Annotated in this window: 8 protein-coding genes; 1 reads left to right on the top strand and 7 read right to left on the bottom strand. The window is 53.5% G+C overall.

Annotated features, from left to right (window positions below):
* The 3 genes from AQR02_RS25025 to AQR02_RS25035 all read right to left on the bottom strand — a co-directional run.
* A partial coding sequence (locus AQR02_RS25025) for a hypothetical protein (RefSeq protein WP_159067840.1) occupies positions 1-374 on the bottom strand: 374 nt, incomplete at its 3' end.
* A gap of 37 nt (positions 375-411) precedes the next feature.
* A complete protein-coding gene (locus tag AQR02_RS25030) occupies positions 412-3,501 on the bottom strand; it encodes a DEAD/DEAH box helicase (protein WP_054943113.1) in 3,090 nt (1,029 codons plus the stop codon).
* A gap of 304 nt (positions 3,502-3,805) precedes the next feature.
* Positions 3,806-6,253, bottom strand: coding sequence for a glycoside hydrolase family 31 protein (locus AQR02_RS25035; protein ID WP_054943114.1), 2,448 nt, complete (start codon positions 6,251-6,253; stop codon positions 3,806-3,808).
* A gap of 194 nt (positions 6,254-6,447) precedes the next feature.
* On the opposite strand from AQR02_RS25035, the gene AQR02_RS25040 reads away from it, so the two are divergent.
* Complete coding sequence (locus AQR02_RS25040; RefSeq protein WP_054943115.1) at positions 6,448-7,206, top strand: TspO/MBR family protein; 759 nt, start codon at positions 6,448-6,450, stop codon at positions 7,204-7,206.
* A 173-nt stretch (positions 7,207-7,379) separates the two neighbouring features.
* Here the strand turns inward: AQR02_RS25040 and AQR02_RS25045 are convergent, their stop codons facing one another.
* The 4 genes from AQR02_RS25045 to AQR02_RS25060 all read right to left on the bottom strand — a co-directional run.
* Positions 7,380-7,760 (bottom strand): RidA family protein, encoded by a 381-nt coding sequence (locus AQR02_RS25045; RefSeq protein ID WP_054943116.1) that lies wholly within the window; start codon positions 7,758-7,760, stop codon positions 7,380-7,382.
* 106 nt (positions 7,761-7,866) lie between these two features.
* Positions 7,867-8,529, bottom strand: a complete 663-nt coding sequence (locus tag AQR02_RS25050) for an oxidoreductase (protein WP_054943117.1) — start codon at positions 8,527-8,529, stop codon at positions 7,867-7,869.
* A 42-nt stretch (positions 8,530-8,571) separates the two neighbouring features.
* Positions 8,572-9,846 carry an MFS transporter gene (locus AQR02_RS25055; RefSeq protein ID WP_082452072.1) on the bottom strand — a complete coding sequence of 425 codons (1,275 nt, stop codon included), beginning with the start codon at positions 9,844-9,846 and terminating at the stop codon, positions 8,572-8,574.
* A gap of 75 nt (positions 9,847-9,921) precedes the next feature.
* Positions 9,922-11,391, bottom strand: a 1,470-nt coding sequence (locus tag AQR02_RS25060) for a sensor histidine kinase (protein WP_342447502.1), incomplete at its 5' end; no start/stop codon positions are given.

Raw genomic sequence — 11,391 nt, forward strand, 5'->3', positions numbered from 1 at the left:
GCAAGCCGCTTCTTAACCCAGTCCAGTAGCCACCCCGGCTGCTGGGCTTCGGGGTTCCTGGCGTAACCCGCCGGATCCAGTTCAGCCGGCAGCAGCTGAAGCCCGGCCACACCGCCAGTCACTCTGCCTTGCAGGAGTTCGTAGAGTTCACCCGGATGTCCGGCAAGCTTCTGCAGCACTTCCTCTTTCCGTTCAGCAGACCACTGCGGAACTTCCAACGAGAGAACCGGCTTTACCGCCTGCTCCTGAATGGCGGCCGCTGCGCCGCCGGATCTTGTCCCCGGTGCTTCCGCTGCTTGGAGTAACCCCTGCATCTCCAGCACTTTGATAACACCCGGCTCGATGACTAGCCTCAGTTCCGGCTGTTCGCTCATGGATAATCCTCCTTTACTGAATCTGTATTACCTTTATTTACATCCAGTCCTGGCCTTGAAGCTCAATAAGCTCCTGCAGCTCATGGTTGGACATTTCGGTCAGCCAATTCTCCCCGGAACCGACAACCTGTTCGGAGAGGTTTTTCTTGCGTTCGATCAGTTCATCAATCCGTTCCTCCAGCGTGCCTTGGCAAATCAGCTTATGCACCTGCACATTCTTGTGCTGCCCGATACGGAAGGCCCTGTCGGTCGCCTGATTCTCAACGGCCGGATTCCACCAGCGGTCATAATGCACCACATGATTGGCCCGTGTAAGGTTCAGCCCTACACCACCCGCTTTGAGCGAGAGGACGAAGAATGCCGGACCCTCGCCTTCCTGGAACTCATGAACCATCTCATCACGCTCCCGTTTGGGAATGCCGCCATGCAGGAACAGCGGCGCTTTGCCGTATCTTTTGGCCAATCTGCTGACAAGCAGCTCACCCATCGCCACATACTGGGTGAAGATGAGCGCAGATTCCCCAAGTTCGGCGATGCTGTCCAGCACCTCGAACATCACTTCCATTTTGCCGGATTGTTCGCTGCGCAGGCTCCGCCCTTCTTCCTTGCGGAACAGCTGCGGGTGGTCACAGATTTGCTTCAGCTTGGTCAGAGATGAGAGGACCAGCCCGCGGCGGGCCATGCCGGAACGTTCGCCGATCACGCCAAGCATTTCGTCGACTACGCCCTTGTACAGTGCCGCCTGTGTCTCCGTCAGCGGACAATAGGATTTCAGCTCCAGCTTCTCCGGCAGATCCTTAGAAATGTCCGGATCACTCTTTAGCCGCCGGAGCAGGAATGGCGAAACCAGACGGTGCAGCTCCTGCAGCCGCTCCCCGCCTTCGCCGGAAACATACCGCTGGCGGAAAGAATGATACGATCCCAGATAACCCGGATTGAGAAAATGAAAAATGGACCATAGCTCACCGAGCCGGTTCTCCACCGGCGTGCCCGTCATGGCAATCCGGTGCGGAGCCGACAGCTTCATCACGCTCTGCGCCTGCTTCGTGCGGTGATTCTTGATATACTGTGCTTCATCCAGAACCACCGTGGACCAGCGAACTCCCGCCAGATCTTCACTGTCCCGGCCGGCTAAGTGATAGGTGGTCAGCACGATTTCATGACTGGCAGCAAGCTCTATGAATCCTTCACCGCGCACCCGTCTTCCCCCGTGATGAATATGCACGCTCAGCGACGGCGCAAAGCGCTGCAGCTCGCGCTGCCAGTTCCCGAGCAGTGAGGTCGGGCACAGAATCAGCACCGGCTCCCGCTTCTCTTCAGGCGGGGCTGTCAAGGCCCGGTCCAGCAGGCAGGTAATGACCTGAATGGTCTTTCCAAGCCCCATATCGTCAGCCAGGCATACACCAAAGCCCAGCCCGCTGAGTGCAGCCAGCCATTGAAACCCCCGCTCCTGATAAGGCCGCAGTGTCCCATGCAGGCTAGGCGGCACTGTGCGTACCGGAAGACTGCGCAGAATATCACCGTGCATGAGAGAGGACAGCAGCCCGTACGTTTCCATGCCTGTAACCGACATGCCTTTCCAGAGCCGTTCCTCCCCATCCTCTGCCTCCAGACGCATCCAGTCCGCTGCCGACATTTCTCCGCTTTCATGGCGTTTCATATATCTCAGCACCTGGCGGATCTCCTTGGGATCCACTTCGATCCACTCTCCCCGGAAGCGCACGAACGGCACTCCCGCCTCCACCAGGGCATTCAACTCTTCTTCAGTGATCGGATTGTCGCCAAGCGATGCTTCGATACGGAAGGAGATCAGCTCCTCCATACCCAGCGACGGTTGTGCAGGACCGTCCATTGTGCCTTGAGGGGGCTGCATCTTCATTCTCATCCCGATCCGCCGCCGCCCTTCACGGCTCCAGCGTGAGGGCATCTGTATAGTGATGCCCCACTCACGCAGCTGCTGCACGCTCTCCTTCAGGAAGAAGTAGAGGCGCTCCGGCTCAAGTATGGCGCCCGTCGGGGCCGGAACCGTCAGCGCACGCTGAATGTCCGGGGATATTCTTGCTGCCCGCCCCAGTGCAGACAGCAGCTGCTGCTGGATATTGCGGTACCGCTTGCCCCACAAGGTGAACTCGCGCTCGGCACTGCTCCAGATTGCCGCAGCCGGGAGCCAGACTTCCCCTTCCTCCCGGCTCTCTGCCCAGAAGGTCAAGCGCCATAGCTCGCTCTCCTCTGCTGGCGGCTCCAGACGCAGTCCCAGACTAAGCTGCCCGGCATTCTCCTCCTCTGACTCGGCATGCGGCACTTCACTTCCTGCGGTCCCGTTTACCGCTGAGAGCAGTTCAGTCACCTCAGCGGGCGTTCCCTGAACCGGAATATCCCGGCTGCCAGTAAGCAGACTGTTCCACCACAGTTCTGTCAGGGGCGAGGTTCCGCGGCGGTAATTCGCCTTATAAGGGACGAGTTGACTTTCTATGCCTGCAACAATTTTTTTGATTTCTGCAGTCATTACTGCCTGCAAGAAGGAATACAGCACATAGCCCCCGGCATCTTCACGCGAAGACAAATCCCCCTCCTCGGCAACATGGGTTCCGAGTGCCAGCACGGGCATGGACGCTGCCAGCTGCATAAAAAACTCCTTGTCCGCCTCATTCCGGAAAGCCGGGGACCAGCAGGCGGAAGCTGCCTGCTCCCCGCCTCTGCGGCGGGAGCCCATTGGGCGCGGCGGCATGGCGCCAGGCACAATCCCGCCTGTGCCCATCCGCTCCAGCGCGAACCTGGCTGCAGCCGCCCAGTAGCGCAGTTCGCCGCCTGCTTCCACTCCCTGGTCACGGCATACCTCTTCATCCCAGGCCAGCAGCAGCTCAAACGCATCCTTCGGCGTGAGGGCAAGCCCTTCAAGTGTACGCCCGGGCAATCCGCGCCGCGCCGTCCTCCCTTCCGTCAGAGCAGCAACCGGATATTTCACTTCCGCCAGCCGCAGCGCAGCACCCGCAAAAGGACGCCCTCCTCCCCGGAACTCCAGCTTCTTGATCACGCGTGTCCATGCGTCGACCTTAGGTTCTGAAGTTTCACCGGAGAAGCAAAATAAAACATCCCCTAACCATATTGCATACAGATGCTTAATCATTGGTGATCTCCTGTCTTTAAGCAAACAGAAAGAGCCAGCCCGTTCCATTTGGGGGACCGTATCCTTCTCCGCGAGAAATATATTTTGAACCGGAACAAATTCTTCATCCCTTCATCTTATACGAAAAAGCCGCGATTTAAAAACGTTTCTGCATTTTTTCTGTAATTTTATGTAGAAGTAGCAGTTAATCCTGCCTTCTAGCGGCACTGTATAGGGATGATTTGATAATATGGTAAAATCCGGAATGATTTTTCAAGAAAAGGGGCCACCCGCTAAGGGCAGCCCATTCCTCCTTCTTCACAGGTTATTCTGCCGCTCTGATCCGTAGTCCCCCGCCGCCCTGTTCTTCCGGGGTCTGAATAATAATCGCTCCGTTCTTACCGTTGCGCGTCCAGCCCTTGCGTCCTTGCTCCAGCTCTTCGAGACTGATCTCAGGCAGTCCGTCTACAGCATCAGCCTTGAAAAAAGGATAGCAGAGGGCAAACCGCAGCATTTCCCGCACCGGCTTATACGCATCGGCTGTATAGGACCAGTTGAGCAGCAGCCCGTCTCCCGTCCCTTCAGCCTGGACAATGAGCTGTGAATACTCACCCCTGCGGTAGCCAAAGCTGTGTCCGTCATCCTCATACAAGGTGAACAAGGCAGAGAACTCTTCCTCCTGCTCCGCACCATACAAATGGAAGGTAACCGTCTCTTGGACTTCCTCCAGCGCATACTGCTTCAGCGGCCCTTCGGCGACAAAGGTTCCCGCCTTCACATACATCGGCATGATGTGCAGCGGTGCTGCCGCAAGGATATGCCGCCCGCCCTCATGAATCTCTCCGTCCCAGTAATCCAGCCAGCAGCCTTCCGGCAAATATACCGAGCGGTGATCCGTATCCGGACGGTAGACGGGGGCAATCAGCACGTTCTCACCGAGTAGGAACTGGTCACACAGATTGGTCACACGCGGATCACGCGGGTACTCCAGAATCAGCGGACGGATTACCGGCAGGCCGCTGATTTCCGCTTCACGAAACAGATTATAGATATGCGGCATCCAGCGGTACCGCAGGCCGATGAATTCGCGGAGAATGCCTTCCACTTCCCCGCCGAAGGACCACGGCTCCTGGCGCAGCGTACCAATAGAGGAATGGTTCCGGCAGTAAGGAAAAAAGACCCCCATCTGTGTCCAGCGCACCAGCAGCTGTGCCGAGGTATGATGGGCGAAGCCGCCGATATCCGGTCCGGCAAAAGCCAGCCCGGACAGCCCCATATTAAGCACCATCGGAATGGCCATCGCCATATGCTCCCAGAAGCTGCGGTTGTCCCCGGTCCACACGGCCGCATACCGCTGGATGCCTGCATAACCCGCCCGGGTCAGCACAAAAGGACGCTCACCCGCCATATGCTCCACCAGCCCCTCATAGGTCGCCTTGGACATCATCATCCCGTACAAATTATGGTATTCCTCATGGGTCACCGGACGCCCGTTGTTAAAATGCATGACATCAAGATCCATCGTTTTGGACTCATTGAATACCGCCGGTTCATTCATATCATTCCAGATCCCCTGAATACCGAGGTCAGTATAATATTTATGCAGGTCCCCCCACCATTCGGCCGTCCGGCTGTCGCTGAAATCGGGGAATGCGCTGATGCCCGGCCAGACCTCACCGAAGAAGATATCGCCTTCAAGCCTGCGGCAGAAATGCTTATTCAGCACCCCTTCCTTATATACCTGGTATTTGGGGTCTTTTTTGACACCGGGATCTACAATCGGCACGATGCGCACACCAATTTCGCCAAGCTCAGCAATCATCTTCTCCGGCTCCGGGAAGTTTACAGGATCGAAGGTGAATACCCGGTACTCGTCCATATAATGAATATCCAGATAAATCACATCGCAGGGAATATTCTTCTCACGGAAGGTCCGGGCAAGCTGCAGCACCTCCTTCTGATTCATGTAGCTATAACGCGACTGATGATAACCGATCGCCCACTTGGGCGGAAGCGTAATCCGACCGGTCAGCGTTGTATATCTTTTGACCACATCCTTCATCTCTGGCCCGTTAATAAAATAAATATCATAAGCGCCCGTGGAGCAGCCAATCGTGAAGGCAACCCCGTGTGAGCGCATATCAAAATCACTCCGTCCGGCATTGTCCAGAAACAATCCATAGGTCAGTTCGCCGTGCATATGAATAATCAGCGGAATGGATTCGTATAATGCTTCAATTTCAGGCAGGTGAGGCGCAAAAACATCCGTATTCCAGTTGGTATAGTGCTCCCCGCGCTTATCCAGAAAGCTGGATTTTTCCCCCAGGCCATAAAAATGCGAATCCGGCTGCATGTCATACTCAGCATGGCTGGCACCGCGCGGATTCCAGCTCGTCATATTCTGCTGCATAATGACTTTACCGTCCCTATTCTCTACCCGGAGCAGAAAAGTCGTTTTCTCAATGACCACCGTAATGACACCAGTCGTAAAAATCAGCTGCTCTTCGGTTTCCTCTACCGGGAATAAATGGGGATTGCAGCGTTCTGCCAGCACCGCCTCGGTTGTCGTCAGATCCGGCACCTGGCTTCGAAAAACCTTCATCCGGAACATATCATCACTTAAAAATACAAACACCATTCCCCCGCATTCCCCGCGGACAATGTAGATGTTCTCTGAACGTTCCCAGGACACGATTCTTCCCGGGGTATTCCATGTCTCTGTCATCACCAGCGGCCCCATCTTTTCAGGGCGTATTGCTTCACTGCTCTCCATCTTCGCTTTCCCCTCCTGCTATCATCTTTCTTGCATTAAATACATATTACCCCGACTTGCTTGACGGCTATCCGCCAATTTCATGACCTGTAAGTCATTTTTTCGGAAAATAGTCTAAATTGCCGGCAAAGCGGGTATATTCTATTAGGTCAAGCCGTCACGTCTTCACTATAAAGCTTAGGAGTGAATTAATTATGCTGCGAAACAATCCTTATAAGTGGTGGAACCTGCTGTTTTTCCTGGGTGTCATCACAGTCAACACATTGTCTGTAGTCCTGCCGCTGGGGGGCAACAGCACCGGTGAAATCTCCGACATGTACCATACCTATCTCACACCGGCAGGCTATGCTTTCTCCATCTGGTCGGTTATCTATCTGCTGCTGGCCGGATTCGTTATTTATCAGTTCCGCCCAAATACCGGGTCGAGGGACTCCGTTCAATCTATCGGTATCTGGTTCGTGCTGAGCTGCATCTTTAATATGAGCTGGCTGTTTCTCTGGCATTATTTATACATCGAGCTTTCGCTGGCCGCTATGGTTCTGCTTCTGATCTCGCTGATCGTGATCTACCGGAAGACCCGAGCTATTGACCACCCGACTACAGGTGAACAATGGCTGATCCGCCTGCCCTTCAGCATTTATCTCGGCTGGATTTCAGTTGCTACCATCGTCAATGTCAGTATCGTGCTAGAGAAAAATAATTGGGACGGCTTTGGCCTGAGCGATCCTGCCTGGGCTGTGATTATGCTCTGTGTGGGCACCTTACTCGCAGTAATTGTCAGTTTCCCTCATCGTGACCCTATCTATCCGCTGGTTTTCGTATGGGCGTTCATCGCCATTGCTCTGGAGCAGCGGGAGACCAGCAGCATATTCGTAACCGGAGCGGTCACGGCGGGCCTACTGCTGCTCTATAGCCTATGGCTGCTGCTCACACCATGCCGCCGGAGATACTAACGGTCCTGCGAATAGGCAGGCATGTATGTATACAAAGAGGCCGCCCCGTTCATGATTGCTCATGGACGGAAGGCAGCCTCTTTGACGATCTGTTTCCCACAAAAAAATCCCCCGACGTCTCTGTTCGCACAGAGTCATTGAGAGATAATGCCATAAGGATTATAAGGACCTCTTTATTTCTTGCGTGCGACCGCTTCAATTTCCACCAGTCCGTCTTTGGGAAGCCGGGCCACCTCTACTGCACTGCGGGCCGGATAAGGCTCAGTGAAGAATGTGCTGTACACTTCATTGACAGCAGCAAAATCATTCATGTCCTTCAAATAGACTGTGGTCTTCACGACCTGATCCATCGAAGCGCCGGCTTCCTCAAGGATAGCCTTTACATTGCTAAGCGACTGCCGGGCCTGTTCCTGCACCCCTTCTGCCAATTCTCCGGTTTCCGGGTTCAGACCCAGCTGTCCAGAGGTGTACACCCAATTGCCGGCTGCAATAGCCTGACTGTAGGGCCCGATTGCTCCTGGCGCCTGGGTGGTTGCTATCTGCTTTTTACTCATAATAAGCTCCTCCTAAGGTGTACACGACATCTATGTCATTATGTACAGATGATTTATGTCCCATTGTACGTCCTTGACTTGGTTTATTGCAAACTCTGCATACCCTTCACCGGCCGCCGATTACATGGATAACCTCGTTCGTGTATATATGTACCCCGCCTGTATTGGCAAGGGCAATATTCACCATCGCTTTTGCTACCTTATCCCCGGGAATCGCCCGGTACCGGGCCAGCTTACCAACCATCGCGAAATCCAGAGCCTTCATGATAACGGCAGCAACTTGCTCGCCGAGTCTGTGTTCAGCCCGCTCCCCTAGCAGCAGCGACGGGCGAAAGATGTGCAGGCCATGAAAACCGACGGCTGTCAGCCCGTCCTCGGTCCGTCCTTTGGTCCGGGTGTAGAAGTTGCGTGATTGGGAACTTGCACCCATAGAGGAAACAACCAGAAACTGCTTCACACCGGATGCTTTAGCTATCGCTGCAGCTTCAAGCGGGTATTCCAGATCGACCCGCTCAAATTGTTTCTGCGAACCGGCCTTCTTGATCGTTGTGCCCAGGCAGCAGAAAACAGCATTTACCCCGGTGAATTGTTCCTTATATTGCCCTAGCTGCTCCCAGTCCATACGGATCTGCTTCAGCTTGGGATGGTTCAGCTCGAGCGGACGGCGGACGAGCACGCGCACCTCATCCCATTCCCCGGTTAGCAATTCCCGGGTAACCGCCTTGCCTATAAGTCCTGTAGCTCCAAGCACTACCGCTACCCTTGTCATTTCGACCTCTCCCTTTGCGTTGCCATATGCCCGGGCTTTTCTCTATTCATCCTTGAGAATCCGGCGGCCAAGCAGCAGCGCCAGCGCAATCATCAGTAACCCGACGACCACCTGCATCCCGTAGATTTGAGTCCACTCCGGCCAGGTAATAATCCATTCGTAAATCTTGCCTCCGATCAGCGGACCGAAAAAAGCCGCCAGCCCGGTGAGCGCCGCATACATCGCCATGTACATCGGCCGCTCCTTCTTGGGGGTGTCCCCGATAATAAAATTGAACGCCAGCTGATTAAATCCCCCTACACCCAGGCCAAACATAATATGAGCCGCAAACAGGACAGGCAGCACCGGCAGTACGGACAGCATTCCCCACATCAATGAGGAGAGCGCGATAATCGGCAGCGTCCAGAGCAGCAGCCTTTTGTTGCTGTATCTGGCATTCAGATTGCCCCAGACGTAGAAGCTGGCCATCATAAAGATCGTCTGGGACACATTCAGCAGCGATAAAGTCTGATAGTTAATATGCATAAGCTGCAGCATGACATAGGAATAGAGCGGAACGGTAAGATTCTGCAGCAGCAGCCAGGCGGAAAGAAATAGTGTTGATTTCATAAACAGCTTATCGTGAAGCGGTTTCTTAAACATCGGCAGAAATTCTTTTTCCTCTGACTTCTCAAATGGAACATCCGGATAAAAGCAGAACACAATAATGTTGGAAACCGAGAATATCCATACAACGATATACAAAATCAGAAATCCGTGCCCGCCCGGATACCGGTCCAGCACAATACCTCCGCCGTACATCACGAGACTTCCGAGCGCGTTCAGAAACGTATTGCGGATGCCGAAATAACGGCCTCTTACACGTGCGGGAACCAGGTCGCTAATGACCGAGGTCCATAGCATACCCCCCGCCGTATTGGCAATGAAGGCGACGGTATACATAACGATAAAAGCTGTAACCCAGTGTTCCTTAGGAAAGACAAAAGGCACAAGACCAGTCGCTGCCCAGAGCACTCTATGCAGGCCAATAAAGGTAACCATCGCCCATTTGCGGCTTGGCAGCTTTTGAATCAGAAAAGCAACACCAATCTGTGCTACGTTGACCAGCGTGGTAAGCGCCAGTACAAATCCAATCTGGCTGGAACTCGCCCCCAAATATAGCAGAAATCCAGTTAAAAACTGCCCTTGCAGCAGCACCTGGAAAATAGTCGATGGTATCCCTTCAAACGTAGCGACTCTAAGATTGTTGCGGTGAACCGAAGCTTTGCGGACACGTTTGGGACGAATACCCGGCAGCCTGTTTCTCATGATGTTCATGGGGGTGATAACACTCCTTTGATGCGGCATTGGCTCCATTCTACTCAGCATCACCCTGCTGTCAATACAGCAAAATCACAAATTATGTTGGAGCCGGAAGAAGCCTCCCCCCTTACCTGTTATAGAGGCAAATAAAGAGAGAACCTGCTTCCCTGCTTTTCCTTCACTGTGAAGCGTGATAAACCCGCCCAGAAGTCTGGCGAGATCATTGCTGATCGAGAGGCCAAGTCCGGTTCCGCCATATTTGCGGCCGATCGTTGCGTCTGCCTGCTGAAACGCTTCGAAGATGATGTCATGCTTCTCGGCGGCAATTCCAATGCCGGTATCCTGCACATCGAATACAATCCAGCGCCGCTGAAGCGCCCCCTCCTTCTGCTCAATCGTGCGGATATTCAGCGAGACCTGTCCTTCCAGTGTAAACTTAAAGGCATTGGAGAGCAGGTTACGGAGAATCTGCTGCACACGCTGAGGGTCGGAATGAATGACCTCCGGCACCTGGCCGTCAAGCGTAACCGTGAATTCCAGTCCCTTAAGCCTGGCTGCAACACTAAACTGCAACGTCAGCAGCTCCGGAATTTCACTCACGTTCAAATCTTCCTTGTTAATATCCAGCTTACCGGCCTCTACCTTGGATAAGTCCAGAATATCGTTAATAAGCATCAGCAGATCCTCGCCCGAGCGGTGAATGATCCCCGCATATTCCTTCGTCTCCTCCCGGTTCAGGGAATCATTGTTTTCCTCTATTAATTGAGACAGATTAATCACACTGTTGAGCGGCGTTCTCAGCTCATGTGACATCGTGGCCAGAAACTCTGATTTGTATTGGGAAGCCAGCGTCAGCTGCTTCGCTCTCTCCTCCAGAATAATTTTGTTCTTATGCAATTCTTCAGTCTGGGCGGACAGCAGCTCATTTGCTCTTATAATTTGTCCGTTGCGCAGCAGATCGAGCTGGAAATCGCGGATAATTAGTGCAAACAGCAGGCTGAGCACCAGCCCGGCAGATAAGGTTATAGGCATTATATCCGTAATGTATATCCGATTCGGCACCACGCCAAAGGCGATAATATTGACTGCATTCATTAAGTTCACAACTAGAATCACGACCAGTCTTTTGATCCAATAAGCCATATTCGAGCGGCGCACCCATAAGCTGAGGGCGGCACAGACAAACCCCAGAATGGACAAGTTAAGTACGCCCGCCACTGCCGCCTCGTTAATACCAAAGGTAAGCCGAGCAACCCCGATGCCGACGCCAATCAATATAAGGATAAAAGGCTGCGGGTAGGCTAAGGTGGAGATGATTAGAGGCACATACCTTAAATCAAAGATGGCATGCTCACCCAGCCGATATCCAAAAACAATGCTGATCCAACCGGCAAAGATCGCCAGAATGACCCAGCTTATCTTCTTCATCCGCTCAGGTGCATATGTAATGGTATGCTTATATATTAAATTGCTCAGATAGGCCAAAGTAATCAGTAGGGCTGTGTTGATAAAAAAGATTTTCAAATACTCCATAGCCTCACTCCCACAGCTTTTATTAAG

Origin of the sequence: Paenibacillus ihuae (assembly GCF_001368795.1) — a bacterium.
GTDB lineage: Bacteria > Bacillota > Bacilli > Paenibacillales > Paenibacillaceae > Paenibacillus_AQ > Paenibacillus_AQ ihuae.